The organism is Catenulispora sp. EB89 (assembly GCF_041261445.1).
Lineage (GTDB): Bacteria > Actinomycetota > Actinomycetes > Streptomycetales > Catenulisporaceae > Catenulispora.
Map to the genome: position 1 here is coordinate 334,959 of NZ_JBGCCU010000002.1, position 22,029 is coordinate 356,987.

At 70.5% G+C, this 22,029-nt stretch carries 20 protein-coding genes and 1 tRNA gene; 1 reads left to right on the forward strand and 20 read right to left on the reverse strand.

Going from position 1 to position 22,029, the window contains the following annotated elements; all coding sequences use genetic code 11:
* Window positions 1–143: 143 nt before the first annotated feature.
* Window positions 144–1,310 (forward strand): ROK family protein, encoded by a 1,167-nt coding sequence (locus ABH920_RS05035; protein ID WP_370347284.1) that lies wholly within the window; start codon window positions 144–146, stop codon window positions 1,308–1,310.
* Here the strand turns inward: ABH920_RS05035 and ABH920_RS05040 are convergent.
* The 20 genes from ABH920_RS05040 to ABH920_RS05135 form a co-directional block, all read right to left on the reverse strand.
* Window positions 1,194–2,360 carry a branched-chain amino acid ABC transporter permease gene (locus tag ABH920_RS05040; protein WP_370347286.1) on the reverse strand — a complete coding sequence of 389 codons (1,167 nt, stop codon included), beginning with the start codon at window positions 2,358–2,360 and terminating at the stop codon, window positions 1,194–1,196. The genes ABH920_RS05035 and ABH920_RS05040 overlap by 117 nt on opposite strands.
* The gene (locus ABH920_RS05045) at window positions 2,357–3,232 is read right to left on the reverse strand and encodes a branched-chain amino acid ABC transporter permease (RefSeq protein WP_370347288.1); all 876 of its coding nucleotides are present in this window, start codon (window positions 3,230–3,232) and stop codon (window positions 2,357–2,359) included. Before ABH920_RS05045 ends, ABH920_RS05040 begins: the two co-directional genes overlap by 4 nt.
* Window positions 3,229–4,056: an ABC transporter ATP-binding protein gene (locus ABH920_RS05050; RefSeq protein ID WP_370347290.1), complete on the reverse strand. Its 828-nt coding sequence runs from the start codon at window positions 4,054–4,056 to the stop codon at window positions 3,229–3,231. Before ABH920_RS05050 ends, ABH920_RS05045 begins: the two co-directional genes overlap by 4 nt.
* Window positions 4,053–4,859 (reverse strand): ABC transporter ATP-binding protein, encoded by an 807-nt coding sequence (locus ABH920_RS05055; protein ID WP_370347292.1) that lies wholly within the window; start codon window positions 4,857–4,859, stop codon window positions 4,053–4,055. Before ABH920_RS05055 ends, ABH920_RS05050 begins: the two co-directional genes overlap by 4 nt.
* 2 nt (window positions 4,860–4,861) lie before the next feature.
* Window positions 4,862–6,100 (reverse strand): substrate-binding domain-containing protein, encoded by a 1,239-nt coding sequence (locus ABH920_RS05060; protein ID WP_370347294.1) that lies wholly within the window; start codon window positions 6,098–6,100, stop codon window positions 4,862–4,864.
* Between the two features lie 10 nt (window positions 6,101–6,110).
* Entirely contained in the window at window positions 6,111–6,776 is a 666-nt protein-coding gene (locus tag ABH920_RS05065) for a CoA transferase subunit B (RefSeq protein ID WP_370347296.1), read from the reverse strand.
* A 1-nt stretch (window position 6,777) separates the two neighbouring features.
* Window positions 6,778–7,500 (reverse strand): CoA transferase subunit A, encoded by a 723-nt coding sequence (locus ABH920_RS05070; protein WP_370347298.1) that lies wholly within the window; start codon window positions 7,498–7,500, stop codon window positions 6,778–6,780.
* A 74-nt stretch (window positions 7,501–7,574) separates the two neighbouring features.
* Window positions 7,575–9,611: a helix-turn-helix domain-containing protein gene (locus ABH920_RS05075; protein WP_370347300.1), complete on the reverse strand. Its 2,037-nt coding sequence runs from the start codon at window positions 9,609–9,611 to the stop codon at window positions 7,575–7,577.
* Window positions 9,612–9,633: 22 nt separating this feature from the next.
* On the reverse strand, window positions 9,634–10,443 hold the full coding sequence (locus ABH920_RS05080; protein ID WP_370347302.1) for a 3-hydroxybutyrate dehydrogenase: 810 nt from the start codon (window positions 10,441–10,443) through the stop codon (window positions 9,634–9,636).
* Window positions 10,444–10,522: 79 nt separating this feature from the next.
* A complete protein-coding gene (locus ABH920_RS05085) occupies window positions 10,523–10,885 on the reverse strand; it encodes a nuclear transport factor 2 family protein (RefSeq protein ID WP_370347304.1) in 363 nt (120 codons plus the stop codon).
* 106 nt (window positions 10,886–10,991) lie between these two features.
* Entirely contained in the window at window positions 10,992–12,599 is a 1,608-nt protein-coding gene (locus ABH920_RS05090) for a ricin-type beta-trefoil lectin domain protein (RefSeq protein WP_370347306.1), read from the reverse strand.
* 9 nt (window positions 12,600–12,608) lie between these two features.
* Window positions 12,609–13,412, reverse strand: a complete 804-nt coding sequence (locus ABH920_RS05095; RefSeq protein WP_370347308.1) for a DeoR/GlpR family DNA-binding transcription regulator — start codon at window positions 13,410–13,412, stop codon at window positions 12,609–12,611.
* 67 nt (window positions 13,413–13,479) lie between these two features.
* The gene (locus ABH920_RS05100; protein WP_370347310.1) at window positions 13,480–14,394 is read right to left on the reverse strand and encodes a carbohydrate ABC transporter permease; all 915 of its coding nucleotides are present in this window, start codon (window positions 14,392–14,394) and stop codon (window positions 13,480–13,482) included.
* Window positions 14,391–15,395: a carbohydrate ABC transporter permease gene (locus ABH920_RS05105; protein ID WP_370347312.1), complete on the reverse strand. Its 1,005-nt coding sequence runs from the start codon at window positions 15,393–15,395 to the stop codon at window positions 14,391–14,393. Before ABH920_RS05105 ends, ABH920_RS05100 begins: the two co-directional genes overlap by 4 nt.
* Window positions 15,392–16,735, reverse strand: a complete 1,344-nt coding sequence (locus tag ABH920_RS05110) for an ABC transporter substrate-binding protein (RefSeq protein ID WP_370347314.1) — start codon at window positions 16,733–16,735, stop codon at window positions 15,392–15,394. The genes ABH920_RS05105 and ABH920_RS05110 overlap by 4 nt, the downstream gene beginning before the upstream one ends.
* 410 nt (window positions 16,736–17,145) lie before the next feature.
* The gene (locus ABH920_RS05115) at window positions 17,146–17,955 is read right to left on the reverse strand and encodes a sensor domain-containing protein (RefSeq protein WP_370347316.1); all 810 of its coding nucleotides are present in this window, start codon (window positions 17,953–17,955) and stop codon (window positions 17,146–17,148) included.
* An 86-nt stretch (window positions 17,956–18,041) separates the two neighbouring features.
* On the reverse strand, window positions 18,042–20,450 hold the full coding sequence (locus ABH920_RS05120) for an FtsX-like permease family protein (protein ID WP_370347318.1): 2,409 nt from the start codon (window positions 20,448–20,450) through the stop codon (window positions 18,042–18,044).
* An 11-nt stretch (window positions 20,451–20,461) separates the two neighbouring features.
* Complete coding sequence (locus tag ABH920_RS05125) at window positions 20,462–21,148, reverse strand: ABC transporter ATP-binding protein (protein ID WP_370347320.1); 687 nt, start codon at window positions 21,146–21,148, stop codon at window positions 20,462–20,464.
* Entirely contained in the window at window positions 21,145–21,699 is a 555-nt protein-coding gene (locus tag ABH920_RS05130; RefSeq protein ID WP_370347322.1) for a PadR family transcriptional regulator, read from the reverse strand. Before ABH920_RS05130 ends, ABH920_RS05125 begins: the two co-directional genes overlap by 4 nt.
* A 213-nt stretch (window positions 21,700–21,912) precedes the next feature.
* Window positions 21,913–21,986, reverse strand: a tRNA-Met gene (locus ABH920_RS05135).
* Between the last annotated feature and the right edge of the window lie 43 nt (window positions 21,987–22,029).

The window sequence follows — 22,029 nt, forward strand, 5'->3', positions numbered from 1 at the left end:
AGCACGGTCACGCACGAGACGCGAAAAAGTACTCGTTCCGAGACCGGGCCGTGATCTGGTATCCGGACGAGTCGGACATCTTTACGACAGTGATCGTCATAAATACCGGGCGTACCGAGCTCCCCCGGCCTAAGATGACCGCCATGCGACGGACCAGCGGCGACGGCAGCTTTCTGCGGAGCCTGAACGAGGTGGCGGTGCTGCGCGCACTGCGCGAGACCGGGACGCCGACCCTGGCCGAGGTCGCCCGGGCCGCGCAGCTGTCCCGGGCCACGACCGAGGTCATCATGGACGCGCTGCAGCGCAACGGCTGGGTGGTGGAGGCCGAGGCGGTGGCCGACGGCCAGCGCGGGCGGCCGGCCCGGCGCTACGCCTTCCGCGCGGCCGCGGCGCACGTCGCGGGCGTGGCGATCGGCGGCTCCGGGATCACCGCGATGGTCGCCGACCTGGACGGGGCGGTCGTCGGGCGGGCGGTGGAGCACCTGAGCCCGGAGCTGTCGGCGCCCGGGCGGCTCGACGCCGTCCAGCGGGTGTTGGGGCACGCGGCCGGGGCAGCCGACGTGCCGGCCGGGCGGTTGGCCGCGGTCGGCGTCGGCACCACCGGGGTCATCGACAACGAGGGCCGGGTGCTCAAGAGCGTCGCGCTGGCCGACTGGTCAGGGGTGGACCTGCGGGCGGAGCTGGCCGCGCGGGTGCCGGTCCCGGTCGTGATCGAGAACGACATGCGGCTGGCGGTGCTGGCCGAGCACTGGTGCGGGGCGGCGTCCGAGCACGACAACGTGCTGTATCTGCACACCGGCCGGCGCATCGGGCTGGGGCTGCTGTTCGACGGCGTGCCGTACCGCGGTTCGCACGCCGCCGCCGGCGAGCTCGGCGGCCACCCGAACAGCCGGTGGGCGGCGTTCCAGCACGTCATGGGCTACGCGATGGCGGTCGACCCGGGCGAGCTGCGGGCGCCGTCGCAGGCCGCGTTGTTCGCGATGGAGCGGGCCGACGCCGGCGACGACCGGGCCGCCGCGGCCTTCGACGCCTTCGCCCGGGGCCTGGCCGAAGGGCTGGTCAGCCTGGTGACGCCGCTGGACCCGGGGCTGGTGGTGATCGGCGGCAGCCTGGCCCAGACCGGCGAGCGTCTCACCGAGCCGATCAGGGCCCTGCTCCGCGAGGTCTGCATGTATCCGCCGGACGTGAAGGTGTCAGAGCTCGGAGGCGACGCGGTCGGGATGGGGGCGGTCCGGCTCGCCCTCGACCACGCCGAGCCGGTGCTGTTCGCTTCGCTGTCGTCGGGGGCCGGCTCCTCCTCCGCGGCGTAGCCGGCGCACCCGGTTCGGCAGCGCGGCGAGCCCGCCGGGGACGGCGTAGACCACGAGCACGAACAGCACGCCGAGCAGCACCAGCGGCTGCGACAGCGGGATCCGCAGGACGGCGGGCAGGCCCGCGACCGAGTCGGAGGTGGCGACGGCGCCGAGCCGGTGGTCCAGCAGCGTGTAGAGCACGCCGCCGAGCACCGGGCCCCAGCGCGTGCCGGACCCGCCGAGCACCACCATCACCAACAGCGCGAGGGTGAAGTCGGTGGTCGTGGTCTCCGGCGTCGCCCCGGCAGTGACCAGCAGGTGCACCACGCCGCCGGCCGCGCCGAGCGTCCCGGCCAGCACGAAGGCGCCGAGCTGGTAGCGGAACGGGTTCAGGCCGAGGACCTCGGCTCGCCGCTCGTTGTCGCGGATCGCCTGCCACACCCGGCCGACCCGGCTCCCGGTCAGCCACCAGACGACGCCGCAGACCAGGACGAGGTAGGCGAGCGCGAGCCAGTACAGGTTGACGGTGTTGACCACGCCGACGAACGCCGCGGGCACCTTCTCAGTGCTCAGCGGCAGCCCCTCCTCCCCGCCGGTGGTCTTCGGATCCCGGCCGACCAGGATGGACCCGGCCTGCGCGAACGCCAGGGTGACCATGGCGAAGCCGACGGTCCCCAGGTTTTCGCCGCCCAGCTTTCCGACACCTTTCAGGGAAACTGCGCCCAGCAGGGTGCTGACCGCCGCACCGATGACGATCGCGAGCACCGCGGCGGTCGCCAGGGGCAGGTGCATGTCCTTCATGGCGAGCTCGGCGCTGTACGCGCCGATCGCGACGTAGAGCGCGTGGCCGAAGGACATCAGGCCGAGGCGGCCGAACAGCAGGTCGTAGCCGACGGCCAGGCCGGCGAAGAGCAGGCAGAGGGCGAGGAGCTGGAGCGAGCCGGGGGTGTTGACGGCGCCGTCGAAGACGCCGGGGATGCTGAGCGTCGAGTAGGGCAGGGTGAGCAGGACGGCGAGGACCGCTGCGGGTATCAGGTTCTTAATTTTCAACTTACCGTCGCGCTTCACGCGGTCCTCCGGATGAGCCGCTGGATGCCGTCCCGGTTGCCGCGGGCGAGCAGCACGACGGCGAGGATCGCGACCGCGGCGAAGTCGCCGAGACCCGAGGCGGCGTAGTAGTTGGTGAACTGCTGGATCAGCCCGACAGCCGCCGCGGCGAGCGCGACCCCGTCGGTCCGCCCCATCCCGCCGATCACCACGACGACGAACCCGAACACCAGCAACGACGTGCCCTGATCCGGCGACACACTGCCGAAGTACACACCGCCGAGCGCCCCGGCCAGCCCCGCGAGCGCACCCCCGATCGCGAAGACGAGGGTGAAGGCCCTGCGCACGTCGATACCGAGGGCGGTGACCATCGCACGATCCTCGACCCCGGCGCGCACGACGAGGCCGTAGCGCGTCCGTCCGAGGAAGAGCTTGAGCGCGGCGAGCACTGCCAGCGCGGCGGCGATGAGGACGAAGCGATCGGTCGGGACCTTCGCCCCGAGAAGGCTGACGGTCCCGGCAAGCTGCCGGGGCGGCTGGAGCTGGCGCGCGTCGGCACCCCAGATGCCCTGCACGAGAGCGGGCAGCGCAAGGCCGAGCCCGACGGTGACGAGGATCTGGTCCTTGGGGCGCGAGTAGAGAGGCCGGATGAGGACGGTCTCAATGAGCGCGGCGAGGACCGCGCCGGTGGCGACGGCCGCCGCGACGGCCAGCGCGAACGGCAGGTGGCCGGTCAGGCGCCAGGCCGCGTAGGCGCCGGCGGTGACGAGGGCGCCGTGGGCGAAGTTGAGGACGTCCATCAGGCCGAAGATGAGGGAGAGGCCGCTGGCGATGAGGAAGTAGAGGGCGCCGAGGCCCAGGCCGGTGAGGGTGAGGAGGACGAGGGTGCTCACGGCGCGTCCGATCGGGTGGATTCCGCGGCCGACACTTCTTTCGGCGGTTGACGGTGGTTGACAATTGACTGAGGGTGGGTTGTCCCCCTGGAAGGGGCGGGGTGTGAGGATGGGCGCGCGTTTTCGCCGCGCGCCTGACCCACGCCCAGCAACTCCCGCGTCAGCGCAGCATCCGCCAGCAACTCGCGCACCGGACCCCGGTGCACCACCTGGCCCGCCGCGAGCACCACGCCGTCGCCGGCGAGGCGGCGCACCAGCGCCAGGTTCTGCTCGACCAGGAGCATCGGTACTCGCTCGGCGGCGCGTTCCAGGACCTCGGCCACTTCGGTCACCACCTTCGGGGCCAGGCCCTTCGTTGGTTCGTCGACCACGAGGAGGCGGTTGTCGTTGAGGAGGGTGCGGGCGATGGCGACCATCTGCTGCTGGCCGCCGGACAGGGTGCCGGCGGCCTGGGCGCTGCGGGCCTTCAGTTCCGGGAAGAGTTCGTAGACCAGGTCGTAGGCGTGGGCCGTGCCTCGGCGCTCGGCGAGGGTCAGGTTCTCCGCGACTGTCAGCTTTGCGAAGACGCAGCGGTCTTCTGGTGCGTAGCCGATGCCCTGGCGGACGATCTCGTGGGTACGCAGCCGGTGGACCGGGGTGCCGGCGAAGGTGATGCGGCCGGTGCGGGGGACCAGGCCGAGGATGGCCTTGACCGTCGTCGTCTTGCCGACGCCGTTGCGCCCCAGCAGGGCCGTCACGCCGGTCGGCGCTACGGTGAACGAGACGCCTTGCAGGATGTGCGAGCCGCCGAGGGTGACGCGGACGTCGTCGAGTTCGAGGATCACAGTGCGTCCCCCACGTATGCCTCCTGGACGCGCGTGTCGGCCATGATGCGCTGCGGTGTGTCGATCGCGAGCAGGGCGCCGTGGTGCATCACCGCGACGCGGTCGGCGAGGCCGAGCAGGACCTCCATGTGGTGCTCGACCATCAGGACCGTGCGCCCCTCGTCGCGGTGCAGGGTTCTGATGACGTCGACCAGTTCGGGGACGTCGCCGGATGCGACGCCGGCCATCGGTTCGTCGAGCAGGAGCAGGCGTTCGGCGCCGGAGGCCAGGAGCATGGCGAGTTCGAGCTTGCGCTTGTCGCCGTGGGAGAGGTCGGCGGCGCGGGCGCCGGACTTCTCGGTCAGGCGGACGCGCTCCAGGGGGTCGGAGGCGACCCCGCGCCGCTGCTTCGCCGCGACCTGCTGCGCGAGCGCCACGTGCTCGGCGACGGTCATGGTCGGGAAGACGCTGGAGGACTGGAAGGTGCGGCCGATGCCGCGCCGGGCCCGCTTGTGCGGCGCCTCGGTGGTGATGTCGGCGCCGTCGAGGCTGATGCGGCCGGCGCTGGTCCGGTTCAGGCCGCTGATCAGGTTGAACAGCGAGGTCTTGCCGGCGCCGTTGGGGCCGATGACCGCGACGAACTCGCCCTCGCGGACCGCGAGGTCCACGCCGGACAGGATCGCCGAGCCGCCGACCGTCCAGGAGAGCCCCGCCAGAGTGAGCACGTCGGGCGTGTCGGGCACGTCGGGCACGTCGGGCGTGCGGTCGCCGGGCGCCGCCGGGCCCGAGGTGAGTCCGCGGCTCGATGCGAGTCCGTCGCTCATCGTCAGCTCGCCGGGAAGCTCTTGGCCGGCGGCGCGACCTCGTTCGGGTCCAGGGTCTTCACCACGGTCGGCGTCGTGCCGTTCAGCTTGGCCTGGAACATCGGCTGCAGCAGCGCGTGGTCGGAGGCGCGGATCGTGTAGGCGCCCTTGATCCCGTCGAAGCTCCAGCCCTCCAGGTTCTTCACCATCGCGTCCACGTCGGTGTCGCCGTTCTCCGCGGCGTGCACCACCATCTGCGCGGCGGTGAAGCCGTCGGGGCTGAACAGGTCGGACTGCTCGCCGTGCGCCGAGAGGTAGGCGTCCATCGCCTTGGCGGCGTCGTTGCTGGTGCCGTCGGGGACGTAGTGCGCCAGGAAGGACACCTTGCCGCCGGTGGCGGCGAACACCGGGTAGGAGGCGCGCACGTCCAGGCCGGTGACGGTGGTCGTGGCGTCCAGGACGCCCTGCTGCGACAGCGCGGTCCACAGCGCCGAGGCCGTGGTGCCGGCCCAGGCCACGAACAGCAGGTCCGGCTTGGCGTTCTTGGCCTGGGTGGCGAACGGGGTCAGGTCGGTGGCGCTCGGCGGGGCCAGGACCGAGTCCACCTTCGCGCCCTTGGCGCCCAGCACCGCCTTCACCGCCTCGACGTTCGCCTGGCCGAAGGCGCTGTCCTGGGCCAGGACGGTGACGTGCTTGTTCGTCAGGTCGCCGAGGAAGGACGCGGCGGTGGCGATGTCCTGGTACGTCTCGCGGCCGGACCGGAACGTGTACCTGTTCAGGCCGGTGACCGCGTCGGTGGCGGCCGGGCCGGAGATGAACAGCACCTTGTTCTGCGCGGCCAGCGGCGCCACCTGAAGTGCCACGCCGGAGGCGGTGGAGCCGGCCAGGATGCGGTAGCCCTGGCCGATCAGGTCCTTGGCGGCGCCGACCGCCTTGGTCGGGTCGCCCGCGTCGTCGCGCTGCGTCACCTCGATCTTGTGGCCGTTCACGGCGTCGGTGCCGTGCGTGGCGTAGTCGAGGCCGGCCAGGAAGCCCTGGTAGTAGTCCTTGCCGTAGTCGGCGAGCGGTCCGGTCTCGGAGTAGACGAGCCCGACCTTGATCGGCGCGCCGGACCCGCCGGAGGACGCCCCGCCCCCGCCCGACGACCCGGCGGTCGCCTTGCTCGGGCTCCCGCACGCGGCCAGCGCCGCGATCGACGCGGCGGCCATGGCTGCTGCTACATACCGGGCGCTGTATCTGCGCAGGATGCTGGTGGAATGCATGGCCGGAACGTTAAGTGCGCGTTACGGGCCCCGAAATGTGGGCCATCGCCACATCGAGGGGCGCTCCGGTGTTGGCCACCACCTCCTCGACCGTGACGCCCGGCGCCAGCTCGACCAGCCGGAAGCCGGCCGGCGTCACGTCGAGCACCGCCAGGTCGGTGATGACCCGGTCGACGACGCCCTTGCCGGTCAACGGAAGCGTGCATTCCTGGAGCAGCTTCGGGGAGCCGTCCTTCGCCGTGTGCTCCATGACCACCAGCACCCGGCGTGCGCCGTGCACCAGGTCCATCGCGCCGCCCATGCCCTTGACCAGCTTGCCGGGCACGGTCCAGTTCGCCAGGTCGCCGGCGGCCGAGACCTGCATCGCGCCGAGCACCGCGGTGTCGATGTGGCCGCCGCGGATCATGCCGAAAGAGGTGGCGGAATCGAAGAAGCTTGAGCCCGGCCGGACAGTGACGGTCTCCTTGCCCGCGTTGACGAGGTCGGGGTCGACGTCGTCCGGAGCCGGGTAGGGGCCGAGGCCGAGGATGCCGTTCTCCGACTGCAGGACCACCTCGACGCCGGGCGGCAGGTGGCCGGGGATCAGCGTCGGCAGGCCGATGCCGAGGTTGACGTAGGAGCCGTCGCGCAGTTCGCGCGCGGCGCGGGCCGCCAGCTGGTCGCGGGTCAGGGGCATGTCAGACTGCTCCGTTCTCAGAGGTGGTAACCGTGACGGTCCGCTTCTCGATGCGCTTCTCCCGCTGGTCCGCCGGAACCGCGACCACGCACTGCACGAAGACGCCCGGCAGATGGATCTCGTCCGGGTCCAGCTCGCCGGGCTCGACCAGCTCCTCGACCTCTGCGACGGTCACCCGGCCGGCCATCGCCACCACCGGGTTGAAGTTGCGGGCCGAGGCGTGGAAGACGAGGTTGCCGTGGCGGTCCCCCTTCGCGGCGCGGACCAGCGCGAAGTCGGCGGTGATGGCGCGTTCCAGCAGGTATTCGCGGCCGTCGATGACGCGCGTCTCCTTGCCCTCGGCGACGCTCGTGCCGACGCCGGCCGGCGTGTAGTACGCGGGGATGCCCAGGCCGCCGGCGCGCAGGCTCTCGGCCAGCGTGCCCTGCGGGAGCAGTTCGACCTCGAGCTCGCCGGCCAGGTACTGGCGCGCGAACTCCTTGTTCTCTCCGACGTACGAGCTGGTCATCTTGCTGATGCGGCCGGCGTTCAGCAGCAGGCCCAGGCCCCAGTCGTCGACGCCGCAGTTGTTGGAGACCACGGAGAGCCCGGTCGCGCCCTGGTCGAGCAGGGCCGCTATCAGGGTGCTGGGGATGCCGCAGAGGCCGAAGCCGCCCACGGCGAGCGTGGCGGCCGAGGGGATGTCCGCCACCGCGTGGGACGGGGTCGGGGCTGTCTTGTCCATGGGGATGGACCGTATGAGTGGCCTGCGTCTTTTGATATGTCTTCGAGCACTACAAGATCGCGTACGGCTATGCCTCAGAGCCCCATCACGCGCCGGACCTGGAGCGCCAGCTGGATCTCCAGGCTGCGGCCGGGCTCCTGCCAGTCGGGGCCGAGCAGGCGCGCGGTGCGGTCCAGGCGCTGGGTCACGGTGTTGACGTGGATGTGCAGCGCCTCGCCGGTGCGGCCGAGGCTGCGGCCGCAGGCGAAGTACTGCTCGACGGTGCCGAGCAGGTCGGTGCCGCGCTTGGCGTCGTAGTCGACGAGCGGCCCGAGGGCCTTGCGCACCACGGTGCCGGGGTCGCCGCCGCCCAGGACGAGCGCGAGGAAGCCGAGGTCGGAGGGGGCGGCGGCACACCCGGCGCGGCCAAGGGCGTGCAGGGCGCCGAGGCAGCGGACGGCTTCGGCGTGCGCGTCGGCATAGGCCGCGACATCGGACTTCGGGCCGCCGGCACCGACGGTGACGGGATGCGCGAGGCCGCCGCGGAGCGCCGCCAGGACGCGCTGCGCCGCCGGGGCGGGGTCGTCGCCGGGCAGCAGGAGGACGATGCGGCCTTCGTGGGAGCCGGCCAGGCCGCCTTCGGACTTGGCCAGGCGGCCGGCGGCGAAGTGCGCGCGGGGACGGTCGGCGGGAGCGGCGTCGGCGGCCACGACGATGTGCGGCCGGTCGAGGTCCACGCCGACGCGGCGGGCACGCTCGGCCAGGGTGGAGGTGTGGCGGACGGGGACGGCGAGGAGGTCGTCGAGAAGATCGCCGCCCAGCCGCTCAGCAGCCTCCGCTTCGGAACGGCGCATCAGCAGATGGAGCGCGACGACGAGCGCCGCGCGTTCGAGGATGCGCTGGTCGACGTCGCTGAAGGATTCGGGGGCGCGGAGGATGAGGGCGCCGAGGGGTTCGGCGGCTGCTGCGACCGCTGCGACGACCAGGTCGCCGGAGCGCACGGCGTGGCCGGTCGCCGCGGAAGTGGCGATCAGGCCGGTCGCCGACGCGGCAGTGCTCAGCGGCCCGGATCGCACCACGCCGGCGATGACATCGATGGCCGCATCGGCACCAGCACCAGCGCTAGTACCAGTACCAGTACCAGCACCGGCGCCAGCTCGACCGGCAGCCGCCGCACCGGATCCGGCGCGCCGGCCGGCCCCAGCGGCATCAAACCCCGAAGTCTCTCCGGCGACCGCCGTCACCACCCCCTCCGCGTCGACCACCACCAATCCCCCGCCGACCGCCTCCGCCACCGCCGCCGCGATCCCCTCCACATCCCCGCCGCGCAGCACCAGGTCCGCCAGCTTGTCGTGCACCGCGGCGGCCCGCTCCACCGACTCGCTGTGCGCGCGCACCAGCTCGTTCGCCGAGCGGAGCTCGCTCAGCGCGTCGCGCGTGGCCTGCAGGAGGCGTGCGTTGTCGATGGCGACCGCGGCGTGCGCGGCCAGGGAACTCAGCAGCGTGATCTCGTGGCGGGCGAAAGGCCGTGCCGAGCGGTTCGCCGCGAACAGGACGCCGATCACCCGGCTGCCCAGGACCAGCGGGACGCCGAGGATCGCGGTCAGCCCCTCCTCGCCGACGCCTTCGTCGATCTCGTTGGTGTGGCGGAAGCGGCTGTCGCGCGGGTAGTCGGAGGTGACGTACGGCTTCGCCGTCTGTGCGACCAGGCCGCCGAGGCCGGCGCCCATCGGCAGGCGCAGGGACTGGAAGCGGGCCGAGACCGAGCCGTGGGTCACGCGCATGTAGGTGTCGCCGCGGTCCGGGTCGTCGAGGGTCAGGTAGGTGACGTCCGCGCCGATCAGCGTGTGCGCGCGGGTGACGATCGCCTTCAGGACGGCGTCGAGGTCGCGCAGCGCGGCCAGGTCGCCGGCGGTCTCGAAGAGCGCGACCAGCTCCGCCTCGCGGCGGCGCGAGCGGGCCAGCGTGGCGCGGACTTCCAACGCCACCCGTTTGGCCGCCTCCAGCTCCGCCAGCTCCTCGGCGCCCGCGCCGGCCACCCGGGCGGCGACCACCGGGCCGTCGTACTCGATGGCGGCGGCGTCGCGGGCCAGCAGGTCGAGGAACACCGAGGGTGGGCGATGCGCGGACATGGCGCCCAGCATCACGCGCTCCTCACCGCGCTGTCCATCCGCCGTCCATGGCCAACGAGGCGCCGGAGACCGAGGCGGCGGCCGGTGAGCACAGGTAGGCCACGAGCTCGGCCACCTCGGCGGGCTCGATCAGACGCTTGATGGCCGAACGCTCCAACATGATCTTGGAGACCACCTCGTCCTCGGGGATGCCGTGCGCGGCGGCCTGGTCGGCGATCTGGTTCTCGACCAGCGGGGTGCGGACGTAGGCCGGGTTCACGCAGTTCGAGGTGACGCCGTACGGGGCGCCCTCCAGCGCCGTGACCTTCGACAGCCCCTCCAAGCCGTGCTTGGCCGTGACATAGGCGGCCTTGAACTCCGAGGCCCGCAGGCCGTGCGCCGAGGAGATGTTCACGACCCGGCCCCAGCCGCGCTCGTACATGTGCGGCAGCGACTCGCGGATCAGCCGGAACGGCGCCTCCAGCATCAGCCGCAGGATCAGTGAGAAACGCTCGACCGGGAACTCGTGAAGCGGCGCCACGTGCTGCAGTCCGGCGTTGTTCACCAGCACGTCCACGCCGCCGACCCGGTGCGGCAGCGCCGAAGCCTGGTCCAGGTCGCTCAGGTCGGCGACCAGCGCCACCCCGCCGATCCGCTCGGCGGCGGCGTGCGCGCCGTCGGCGCTGATGTCGGCCACCACCACCTTGGCCCCGGCCGCGGCCAGCCGCTCGGCGCAGGCCAGGCCGATGCCGCCGGCCGCGCCGGTGACCAGCGCGGTAAGGCCGGACAGGTCCAGGGGTGCCGGGGAGGCGGGGGAAGCCACGGAGGCGGCAGAAGTGGCGGCAGCGTCCATAGAAGGCGTCATACCCGATCACGCTAGAGAGCGGTCATCACGCTTCCCATGTCGGCCGCCGCCACATACCAGCGACGCCTCATGGCTGCCCCAGCCATGACGTGGGGTCGTACGGCGGTTCTCCCGCCTGACCGGTATCGAAGTGCGCGACCTTGCCGTCCACGACCTCGAAGTGCCAGCGGGTGTTCATGCCGCCCCACTGCTCGTTGGTGTACTCCGCGATCAGGTCGCGGCCGTCCGGGGACTGCACGATCACGTCCATCCGGCCGTGCGTGTCGTAGACCTCGCGCTGGAGCCAGTCCCCCAGCAGGCGCGGCGTCCCGTCGTCGGTCATCGTCGCGTTCCCGGTCATGGCGGCCTGCACGGCCGCCGGGTCGTTGGCGTTGAGCGCGTCGACGAACGTGCGCACCGCCGGGTCCACCAGCTCCGAGGTCGGCATCATGAGGCGATGATCGGACGCCTCGACGCCGCTCGCAACCGGGTGGACCCGGCGATGGGAACGCCTCAGGCGCTCACGCGCCGCGCGCTACCCCAGCCGGCAACCCCGGCTACCCCAGCTTCCACTGCTGGTTGGCGCCCCCGTTGCAGCCCCAGAGCTCGACCGGGGTGCCGTTGACGTTCCCGGAGGCCACGTTCCCGCCGGTCACATCCAGGCACAGGCCGGACTGCACGCCGGTGATCGTCCCGTCCGCGTTCGGGGTCCATCGTTGGTTGGTCTGGCCGTTGCAGGTCCAGATGATGACCTTGGTCCCGGCCGTCGTCCCCTGACCGCTCGCGTCCAGGCAGAGGCTGCCGTTGTAGACCCGCAGCTCGCCGGCCGCGGTCAGCGTGTACTCCTGGTTCGAGCCGGTGTTGCAGTCCCAGATGTCCAGCTGCGTGCCAGTCGTGGTGCTGTTGTTCGGCACGTCCAGGCATCGGCCGGACGACGCACCGACCAGCGGATGCGTGCTCCCGATGCTGCTCCCGCTCCCCGGCGACACGCGGTACATCACCGATCCGTGGGCCGGCACCGTGGCACTGATGGCACCGGTCGTCGAGCTGAGCTCCTTCGACCACAGGTTGTCCAGCGTGTACGAGGACGCCGACGCGATCCCGACGGCCGAGGTGGACGTCGAGATCGTCTGCGCCGAGGAGTTCTCGTTGAACAGCACGACCGCGACATCGCCGTTGGCCAGCGGCTTGGCCATCACGTCATTCCCGCCGGACGAGGCGATCTCGGTCCCGGCCTTGCCCAGCGAGTCCTGGTCGACGGCGATGACGTCCTTGTTCGTGTACAGCGACAGAGTCGCAGGCGTCGCGGTACGCAGATCGGTCCCGGAGATCAGCGGCGCGGCCATCTCCGCCCACAGCGACATCTCCGAGCGGTCCTCGGTGAACGACATCCCGTTGCCCACTTCGAGCATGTCCGGGTCGTTCCAGCCGCCCGGCCCGGCGTAGGACGCCAGCCCGACCGTGTTGTGGAAGTTGGACAGCATGCTGCTGAAGCCGGCGTTGATGTCGCCGGTGGTGCGCCACAGGTTGCCGACCCCGGCGCCCCACGTCCACACCGACTCCTGGCCCCAGTTGCACAGGCTGAAGACGATCTGCCGACCGGTTTTGGCCAGCGCGTCGCGCATCGCCGTGTACCGGGTCTGGGCCGGGATCCCCTGGTTGTTGCAGTTGTCGTACTTGAGGTAGTCCACGCCCCAGGACGCGAACGAGTTCGCGTCGGCCTGCTCGTGGTTCAGACTGCCGGGATAGCCGGCGCAGGTCGCGGTGCCGGCGCTCTCGTAGATCCCGAGCTTGAGGCCCTTGCTGTGCACGTACGCGGCGGTCCCCGAGATGCCGTCGGGGAACTTCGCGGGATCCGGGACGAGGTTGCCGTTCGCATCCCGGCTCGACGACATCCAGCAGTCGTCGATGTTCACGTACTGGTAGCCGGCATCCTTCATGCCGGACGAGACGATGAGGTCCGCCGTCTGCTCGACCAGGCTCTCCGAGACGTTGCACCCGAAGGAGTTCCAGTCGTTCCATCCCATCGGCGGGGTCAGCGCCAGACCGTTGCCGAGGGCGTGCGCGGGTGCCGATACCGCGACACCGAACACCGTCCCGGCGATGAGGGCGAGCGCTGCGAAGGCTGCGCGCAACTGTCGACTGCGCGGGGCCCGATCACGCATGGTGCCTCCCTAGTCTTCCTCCTCATTCGCCCCCGCCCCTTCGACGGGGACGACGATCAACTCCCCCACGGACTCGCGCAGCACCTGCCGCGCGCCCGAGCGCAGGCCGTCGTCGCTGACCAGCACCGAGGCGTCGTGCAGGGCGGCGATCTCGGACAGCCCGACCACGCCCCACTTCGTGTGGTCCGCCAGCACGACCAGCCGCCGCGCGGTGGACACCAGCATCCGGTTGGTCTCGGCCTCCATCAGGTTCGGACTGGTGAACCCGGCTTCGGCGTCGATGCCGTGCACGCCGATGAACACGCAGTCCAGGTGCAGGCGGCGGATCGCCTGGATCGCCACCGGCCCGACCAGCGCGTCGGAGATCGTGCGCACGCCGCCGGTGAGGATCACGGTCTGCGGCGGGCCGGGCAGCGCGTGGAGCAGGTCGGCCACCGGCGGCGAGTTGGTGACCACGGTCAGGTCCGGAACCCGGGCCAGTTGTTGCGCGAAGGCGTAGGTGGTCGACCCGGCCGACACCCCGATCGCCGTGCCCGGGCGCACCAGATCCGCGGCCGCCCGCGCGATCGCCTCCTTGGCCCGCCGCTGCCGGGCGGCCTTCACGCTGAACGCCGGCTCGTCGGTGGAGCTGCCGCCGCGCGCCGTGGCACCGCCGTGCACCTTGGTGACCAGGCCCTGCTCGGCCAGCGAGTCCAGGTCCCGGCGCACCGTCATGTCGGACACGCGCAGCGCCGAGACCAGCTCCGTGACCCGCACGGCACCGCGCTGCCGGACCTCCTGGAGGATCCACGCCTGCCGCTGAGCTGCCAGCATCCGCCGTCCCGCCCCTCGTGTCGCCCGCCCGCTGCGGGGGTGTCGCGATGTCGATCCCCAGACGAACTCAGCCCTTGCTGCTCCCCAGCGCCAGGCCGGCGATGAACTGCTTCTGCAGCAGCACGTACACGACCAGCGTCGGAATCGCGGCGATCATCGCGGCCGCGGCGATCAGGTTCTGGTTGCTCACGAACTGGCCCTGCAGGTTGGCCAGCGCGGAGGTGACGGGCCGCTTGTCGCCCGACGACATCAGGGTGATGGCCCAGAAGAAGTCGTTGTAGATCCAGGTCGTCAGCAGTGTCGCCAGGGCCGCCAGCGCCGGGCGGCACAGCGGGACCGTCAGCTTCCTGAACCGGGTCCACAGCCCCGCCCCGTCGACCAGCGCGGCCTCGTACATCTCGTCGGGGATCGACTTCATGTAGTTGCTCAGCACGAAGGTGCAGAACCCGAGCTGGAACGCGACGTTGATGACGATCAGGCCGGTGATCGAGTTGTACAGCAGCCCGCTGCCGGCCAGGAAGGTCGGCAGGTGGATCTGCAGGAAGATCCGGTACAGCGGCGTGATGATGACCTGCTGGGGCAGCAGGTTCCCGGCCGTGAACACGATCAGCAGAGCCACGTTGATCTTGACGTTCACCCGGGTCAGGACGAACGCGAGACCGGAGGCGAGCGCCAGGACGATGATCACCGAGGGCACGGTGATCAGCACCGAGTTCCAGAAGTAGTGCAGCATGTCCGACTGGGTCCACGCGTCGCTGAAGTTCTTCAGCGTCAGGTGGTGCGGCATCGACACATAGCCGTACTTCTGGGTCTCCGAATACGGACGCAGCGACACGTAGAGCGCGAAGGCGATCGGCAGCAGCCACAGCACACAAGCGCTGATCAGGAACGCCTGCGACGCGAGCTGTCCCCAGCGCGGCGCCTTCCGGCGGCCGCCGGCCGAGGCGCGGGGCGTCGTCCTGTGAATGGTCTGTGCAGTCATCGGGCGCCCTTGGGTTGGCTCTCGCGGCGGAACGTGAGGTACAGGAACGTACAAATCGGCACGAGGGAGATGACCAGCAGAACCACGCCGAGCGCCGACCCGAAGCCGACCCGCTGTGTCTCCCCGACGATGTTGGAGGTGACCAGAACCGACAACAGCTCCAGGCCGTTGATGCCCTTGTTGGTGATGTAGACCAGGTCGAAGGCACGCAGCGACTCGATGACGGTCACCACCATGACCACGATGTTGATCGGCCGCATGACCGGGAAGACCACTTTCCAGAAGGTCTGCCAGGCGTTGGTGCCGTCCATGACCGCCGCCTCACGGAGCTGCGGGTCCACGGCTTTGAGGCCGGCCAGATAGAGCACCATCACGTAGCCGGCCTGCCGCCACGTGGCCTCGACCAGCACCGACCAAAGATTCAGCTTCGGATTGCCGAGCCAGTCGATGGCGTTGCCGTTGTGGTTGTGCCCGATGACGGTGTTGATCAGGCCGTAGTTCTGGGAGTACATGAACTCCCAGATGATGCCGACCAGCGCCAGCGAGAGCATCACCGGCAGGAACAGGATGCTCTGGTACATCCGGCTGCCCTTGATGCCGCGGTCGATGAGGACGGCGAAGAGCATGCCGAGCGGGGTCGCGAAGAACACGAACACCGCCAGCCAGATCAGGTTGTGCCGGACCGCCGGCCAGAACTCGGGGTAGATCGTGGCGGCCTGGTGGTAGTTCTGGACGCCGTACAGGCATCCGTTGTTCAGGATCGAGGGGACGTTCGGCTGGCAGGTCTTCGTCGACAGACCGCCCACGCCGTTCCACTTCGTGAACGACAGGCCGATGGTGCCCAGCGTCGGGCCCCAGATGAACACGAGATCTATGAGGATGGGCAGGCCCAGCAGCACGGCCACCACGGCCTTGTCCCGGCCGCTGAGCCTGCCCAGCCGGCGACGGCGGGGCGCGCGGGGCGCCCCGACCGTCGCCGGGTCGAGTTCGTGATCGGTCATGACGTGTAGATCGACTTCGCCTGCTGCTCGGCGCTGCTCTGCAGACTGGTGATGTTGCCGGTGCTCGGGTCGTCGATGAACTTCTGGATGATCGAGATCATCGCGGTGGCCATCGCCGGGTCGGCGTCCCGGTCCATGAACTGCGCCACGGCCTTGCAGCTCGAGATCGCGGCCACCGACTTGGTCTGGATGGCGTCGTAGGACGGCGCCTGGAGCCCGGTGGCGACGCCGACGTCCCACTGGTCGGTCTTGAGGAAGGTCGACTCGGCGGCGGCCGTGCCTATGTACTCCAGGATCGCCTTGGCGCCGGCCGGGTTCTTCGCCTTCTTGCTGATCATGAAGCCGTCGGTCGGGGCGTCCATGTAGTCCTGGCCGTACGTCGGGTTGATCGACGGGTACGGGAAGAAGTCCAGGTCGGCCAGGTTCGCGTTGTCGGTGACGTACTGCGCGGCGACCTGGTTGGTGCCCTGGAACATCATGCCGGCCTGCTTCTGCTCCAGCGCCTTCGCCGCGTCCTGCCAGATGCGGCCGTTGGCGCCGGTCTGCATGTACGGCATCAGCTCGGCCCACTGGTTGAACACCGCCGCGACGCCCGGGTCGGTCCACGGCACCTGGTGCTTCATCAGCTTCTGGTGGTAGTCGTACCCGTTGATCCGCATGTTGAGGATGTCGAAGGTCCCCAGCGCGGGCCAGCCGTCCTTGTCGGCGAAGGCGAGCGGGACGATGCCGTCGGCCTTCATCTTCTTGCACAGCGCGATGAAGTCGTCCCAGGTGGTCGGGACGGTGTAGCCCTTCGAAGCGAAGTGGCTCTTGTTGTAGAAGACCACCCACGGGTAGTTGTAGATCGGCACGAAGTACTGGTGGCCGTCCAGGCCCGTGCACAGCGTCTTCACCGAGGCGCTGAAGTTGCCGCCGATCTTCGCCCAGACGTCGTCGAGGGGCAGCGCCAGTCCCTGCGCCGCGAAGTACTGCATGCGGTAGCCGGCGAACCAGGTGAACAGGTCGTCCGGGGTGCCCTGCAGGTAGCTGGTGATGTTCGTCTGGAACGTGTTGTGGTCGACCGTGTTGATGGTCACCTTGGGGCCGCCGGCCGCCGTGGCCGCCGCGCACAGCGCCGCGAACGCCGCCTTCGGGCTGGCGTCGGAGTAGTTGGATCCGAACGTCACCGGGGAGGTGACCGAGCCGGCGTTGCCGCCCGAGGAGCCCGAGCTCTTACTCGAGGAACAGGCAGCCAGCGCGCCCGGCACCGTCGCGAACGCCGCAGCCGCGCCCATCCCCTTGAGCAGGCCTCGACGTGCGAGGGGCCGTTCGAAGTTTTGGGGAATCCGAGGGGAAGTCATGTGGAAGGTCTCCCTGCCGAGTGAGAATGCCACCAGGATCGAACATGAACGAACAGGTGCCGCACATCACACTCGGCTGGGCGGGTACTGTCAAGATCCCGTAACACTCCGGAAGCCATCCGTTACCCAGTTGCAACCGGGCCCGGGGCGGTGTCGGGACCATGTTCGTGGCCGAACATGTCCGGAAGTGTTGGGTTCTTGAGCATCCGGGCTGGTCACGGGCCACCGGGTGCTCGCCGTGCCCTGACTGGGGCGTCCTACCGCAGCTCGCGAGGGTTTACGGCCGAGCTCGCGGAGCGCACGAAGCCCCTTGACACCGCTGGCACGGGGGAAGCCGCAGGTTGTTGGAAGCTGTTAACAATTTTGGTTTCTGTTGACGTCGGACGACGATTCCCGGGGTATTGCCGCTGTCAGCTCAGGCCCTGCGCGGCCTTCAGCCGCGCCACCTGGACGTCGGACAGATGCGAGAGCTGCTTGCCGCCCATCTGCTGCAACAGCGCGGGATCGTTGCTCATCGGGCCGATGAAGGCGACCACCGAGACCGCCGTCCCGACGTGCACGAGGTCGGCCGCCAACAGTTCGGTTTTGCCGCCGGCGCTCATGTAGTCGATGTAGCCGGCCTGGCCGTCCTTGGTCAGTTCCGGGATCGCGCTGGGAGTCATGACGACCGAGACCGTGCCGGACTGGGTGATGGCCAGGTTCTTACAGGTCTTCAGACCTGTGGCCAGATCGCTGATCATCGCCGCGGCCTTGTCGGCGGATGGGAAGGCGATCACTGAGGACTCGATCCCGATGGCCACGTTCGGCTTAGAGAGCTGGCGGTCGACCTCGGCGGTGGTGCCGTACTTCGTGGACAGGGCTTCCTCGGCGTCCACGAACGTCTGGCAGGCCGCGCCTCCGGTGGTCACGGTGTCCTGGGCGGTCGTGACCGCGGTGCCGTCCTGGGAGGCGTTGAAGGTGTAGCCGGCGTCGTCCTTGTCGGTCAGCAGGAGTGCGCTGATCTGGGCCGTCGTCAGGCTGCCGCCGGGAGCACCGGTCGGGGCGCCGCTGGAGGTCGCGGCCGACGTGGTCGCTGTGGCCGATCCGGCCGAGGTGCCCGACCCGGTGCTGGAGGTCGCGGGCGGCGCGGCGGCCTTCTTCGCCGACCCCCCGCAAGCCGCCGTGGCCAGCACGACTGCGGTGAGCACGGCTATGGAAACGCCTTTGGTCCCGGTCGGCATGGCGGTCAACATAGCAGCACACAGAGACGGCCGGGCAGACACGAAGTGTCCGGTCCCGGCCGTCTCCCCCCGTTTGTGCGCCCCCGCTATTCGAACCGTGCGTACTCCGAGCGCGTCATCCGGCTCAGCAGCGTCATCGAGCCGAGGATCACGCCGAGGGCGGCGACGAGCACGACGGACACGCTGATCGAATACGTCGCCAGCGGGAAGGACATCGAGACGCCCTTCGCCATGGTCCGCACGGCGATCAGTGCCATGGCGTAGGCGGCCAGGCCCGCCAGGACCGAGACCGCGACCAGGGGCAGCGCCGACTCCAGGAACACCACCCGGCGCAGCACCGCGAGCGGGGCGCCGGACAGCCGGAGCAGGGTGAACGGCCGTTTGCGCTCGACCAGGCTGCCCGCGGTGGCCACGGCGATGCCGCAGCCCGCGACGAACAGGGTCAGGCCGACGACGAACATGATCATCTGCTGTGCCGCGCGGTACTGCTCCTCGCGGACCGAGGCGACCTCGCCGAAGGTCATGGGTCCCGCGGCGTTGGTGGACCACTGGTCCGGGCTGCCCATGCCGATCAGAACCGGGGCGTGGACGTCCAGGTAGGTGCGGGCACGCTCCAGTGTCGCGGGGTTGGCGGCGGCAACCATCAGGGTCGTGACGTCCAGCTTGGACAGGTCCAGGTCGGACGGGACGGACGCGGTCGTACCTTCGCCGGACACGCGGTCCACGTCGCTGTACCCCATCACGGGGAGGTGCAGCATCAGCGGATTGTCGATGAACAGCTCGTCGCCGGCGATCACCGAGACGGTCCGGCCCGGAGCACAGCTGCCCAACGCCGGGAGCACCTTCACGTCCGCGCAGCTCACGTACTGCATCGGCGGCTGCCAGCCGAGCGGCGGCGGGGTGCCGCTGTCCGGGCTCCAGCCCGACGTGTCGGCGCCGAGGTAGATCGGGATGGCCGACACGCCCGGCATCGCGCGCAGGTCGGCCAGGGTGGTCGTGGCCTGTGCGGGAGTGAGACCGCCCGGCTGTCCCGGCCCGCCCATGTCGTAGCGCAGGCGCAGCACGTCCGTCAGCGGTGCCCGCTGGCCGGAGGTCTCGGCCGCGACGGCGGTCGGGAGCACCCCGGCCACGGCCGTTCCGACGAAGACCGCCACGGTCACGCCGGCGACCGTGCGGAACGTCGCCCTCGGGTCGTCGGCCAGGCGCCGGGCGGCCAGGGTGGTGGCCGCGCCGCCGCCGATGCGGGCCAGCAGGCGGGAGGCCCACATGGTGACCCAGGGCCCGGCGAAGACGACGCCCCACATCGTGAGGATCAGCGAAGGGTAGACCACGGCGTCGGTGTTGGAGGTGGCCGGCATGTTGACGGCGACCACGAACAGCGCCACGCCGAGCACCAGCGGGATCAGGCGCTTGACGGTCGGCGGCTTCGGCGTAGCCTTGCGGGTGACGGCCAGCGGGTCGTACTGCACCCGGCGCAGCGAGCGCACAGCGGCGAAGGCGGCGACCACGGGGACCAGGATCAGGGTCCCGAGATACCCGAGCAGTCCCGGGGACACCTCGGAGGGGAAGAACAGCGTCCCGGTGACGTTGACCTTCGCGACCTGCGAGCTCACCGCGAGATAGACGAGCGTGCCGAGGACCGCGCCCAGCGCCGCGCCGACGAAGGACTCGACCGAGGCGACCGTCGCCACCTGCCTCGGCGTGGCCCCGACCAGGCGCATCGCGGCGTAGCGCTCCTCGCGGCGGGCCGCGGACAGCCGGGTGGCGGTGCCGACCATGATGATGATCGGGAGCAGCAGCGCGACGGTGCCGAAGGCGAAGGCGAACCGGTAGATGGTGGTGGTGCCCTTCACCTCCTTGACCGTCGACATCGCGGTGATCGACTCGGTGGCCGGGCGCTTCGCGAGGTCGGCCGGGGTGTGGCCGATGACGATGGCCAGTTCCTGCGGGCTGTAGAGCGCGGTCTTCGGGATGAGGCCGACCTGGTGGCCGGGGAAGCGGGCGCCGAGTTCCGCGGCCGGGACGGTGGCGAGCAGGTGCGACAGGGCCGGGGAGACGTAGTACTCGCCGGCGGCGGGCACCGCGGTCATGCCGGGCAGGGTCGGGGCGTCGGCGGTGAGCGCCGCGACGTCCAGGCGGCGCAGCTCCGTGCCCTGGTAGAAGTCCTGGGAGAAGTTCCACAGCTCCTTGGCGCCGGCCTGCTCGGCGGCCGCCACGTTGATCGTGCCGTCGGGGTTCGTGTCGGCGTTCGTCGCGCCGTTCGCCCCGTTCGCTCCGTTCGCGCCGGCGCCGCGATGCGGGCCCGAGGCCGCGTTCGAGGTCCCGACTCCCGTCGGCGAGCACTCCCAGCACTGCCGGGCGGTGGTGCTCTGGTAGGCGTTGAACAGGCTGAAGACGCCGAGCATGACGGCGACCCCGACGGCCACCGCGAGCGACGTCACGACCAGCCGGACCACGGCCTCGCGGCCGCCGCGCAGCGTCAGGCGCATCCCCATGCGGATCATGGTCAGGCCACCGCCGAGCTCGGAGTGGTGAGCGCGCGGCCGTCGCGCACCACGATCTCGCGGTCGGCGTAGGCGGCCACCCGGGCGTCGTGGGTGACCAGCACGACCGTGGTGCCCTCCTCGCGGACCGTGTTGACCAGCAGGTTCATCACGGTCTCGCCGGTCAGCGTGTCCAGCGCTCCGGTGGGCTCGTCGGCGAACAGCACGCGCGGCTTGTGCACCAGCGCGCGGGCCAGCGCGACGCGCTGCGCCTGGCCGCCGGACAGCTCCCCGCTGCGGTGGTCGCCGTGCTCCTGCAGGCCGAGGCGTTCCAGCCACGGCGCGGCCTGCGCGTACGCCTGCTTGCGCGGCTTCTTGGCCAGCAGCAGCGGCAGCGCGATGTTGTCCAGGGCGGTCAGCTCCGGCACCAGCTGGCCGAACTGGAACACGAACCCGAAGGCGTCACGCCGCAGCTCGGTGCGCTTGGTCTCGTTCAGCGTGTCGACCCGTGCGCCGTCGAACCACACCTCGCCCTGGTTCGGCGTGTAGATGCCGGCCAGGCAGTGCAGCAGCGTCGACTTCCCGGAGCCGGACGGCCCCATGATCGCCAGCAGCTCTCCGCGCTCCACGGCGACACTCGCCCCGCGCAGCGCCTGCGTCTGGCCGAACGCGCGGTGCACGTCCCGCGCTTCGAGGATGTATTGGCTCATCGCACTTCCCCCTGTTGCTTCCGGTCATCACTCACGACGCGGGCCAGGGCGGTCAGCCTGGCCGAGGTCAGCTCGATCCAGCGCAGATCGGCTTCGAGGTGGAACAGCCCGTAGTCGGCGAGCAGCGCGTCGACCGTCGGGCCGGTCCGCTTGAGCTCGGTGAGCTCGCGCATGCGCTTGAGGTGGGCGGCCCGCTGGGCGTCGAGGTAGCCCTCGGCGTCCTCGCCGAGCATGAGCGCCAGCACGACCTTGGAGAACAGGACCGTCTGCAGGTGCGGCTCGGGCTCCACGGTCTGCGACAGCCAGTCCATGACCTCGCCGCGCCCCAGATCGGTGATCGTGTAGCGCTTGCGGTCCGGCCCGTCCCCCGGCTCGGCCTCGCCGCCGACGACCTTCCCGTCCCGCGCCAGCCGGCCCAGGGTCGAGTAGACCTGGCCGTAGGGCAGCGGCTTGCCGTTGGCGAAGTGGCTGTCGTAGTCGCGCTTGAGGTCGTAGCCGTGGGTCGGCTGGCCTCGGGCCAGCAGGCCCAGCAGAGTCAGAGGGACGCTCACGGGAAGGACTATACACCCGAGGTATAACCCGAGTGAATAGTCTGTCCCGAGGGTGGGATCCGGCTGGTCAGCGGGATTTCCGTCGATGAGGCGGTCGAAGGCGACCGCGACGGGCCGGCTGCGGCGAAGACGCCGCAGGGCGTCCGAGAACACTTCGGGAACACTCGGGAAAAGCGAAAGGCCCGGTTCGGAGAGAACCGGGCCTTTCCCTAGTAGCGGGGACAGGATTTGAACCTGCGACCTCTGGGTTATGAGCCCAGCGAGCTACCGAGCTGCTCCACCCCGCGTCGGTGAATCAAAGGTAACCCGCGGGGGGCCGTCAGAGCAAAT

Coding starts and splice junctions, on each gene's coding strand:
- ABH920_RS05035 (WP_370347284.1), top strand. CDS start 144: ATGCGACGGACCAGCGGCGACGGCAGCTTTCTGCGGAGCCTGAACGAG.
- ABH920_RS05055 (WP_370347292.1), bottom strand. CDS start 4,859: ATGAGCGACGGACTCGCATCGAGCCGCGGACTCACCTCGGGCCCGGCG.
- ABH920_RS05060 (WP_370347294.1), bottom strand. CDS start 6,100: ATGCATTCCACCAGCATCCTGCGCAGATACAGCGCCCGGTATGTAGCA.
- ABH920_RS05065 (WP_370347296.1), bottom strand. CDS start 6,776: ATGCCCCTGACCCGCGACCAGCTGGCGGCCCGCGCCGCGCGCGAACTG.
- ABH920_RS05070 (WP_370347298.1), bottom strand. CDS start 7,500: ATGGACAAGACAGCCCCGACCCCGTCCCACGCGGTGGCGGACATCCCC.
- ABH920_RS05075 (WP_370347300.1), bottom strand. CDS start 9,611: ATGTCCGCGCATCGCCCACCCTCGGTGTTCCTCGACCTGCTGGCCCGC.
- ABH920_RS05080 (WP_370347302.1), bottom strand. CDS start 10,443: ATGGACGCTGCCGCCACTTCTGCCGCCTCCGTGGCTTCCCCCGCCTCC.
- ABH920_RS05085 (WP_370347304.1), bottom strand. CDS start 10,885: ATGATGCCGACCTCGGAGCTGGTGGACCCGGCGGTGCGCACGTTCGTC.
- ABH920_RS05090 (WP_370347306.1), bottom strand. CDS start 12,599: ATGCGTGATCGGGCCCCGCGCAGTCGACAGTTGCGCGCAGCCTTCGCA.
- ABH920_RS05095 (WP_370347308.1), bottom strand. CDS start 13,412: ATGCTGGCAGCTCAGCGGCAGGCGTGGATCCTCCAGGAGGTCCGGCAG.
- ABH920_RS05100 (WP_370347310.1), bottom strand. CDS start 14,394: ATGACTGCACAGACCATTCACAGGACGACGCCCCGCGCCTCGGCCGGC.
- ABH920_RS05105 (WP_370347312.1), bottom strand. CDS start 15,395: ATGACCGATCACGAACTCGACCCGGCGACGGTCGGGGCGCCCCGCGCG.
- ABH920_RS05110 (WP_370347314.1), bottom strand. CDS start 16,735: ATGACTTCCCCTCGGATTCCCCAAAACTTCGAACGGCCCCTCGCACGT.
- ABH920_RS05115 (WP_370347316.1), bottom strand. CDS start 17,955: ATGCCGACCGGGACCAAAGGCGTTTCCATAGCCGTGCTCACCGCAGTC.
- ABH920_RS05120 (WP_370347318.1), bottom strand. CDS start 20,450: ATGGGGATGCGCCTGACGCTGCGCGGCGGCCGCGAGGCCGTGGTCCGG.
- ABH920_RS05125 (WP_370347320.1), bottom strand. CDS start 21,148: ATGAGCCAATACATCCTCGAAGCGCGGGACGTGCACCGCGCGTTCGGC.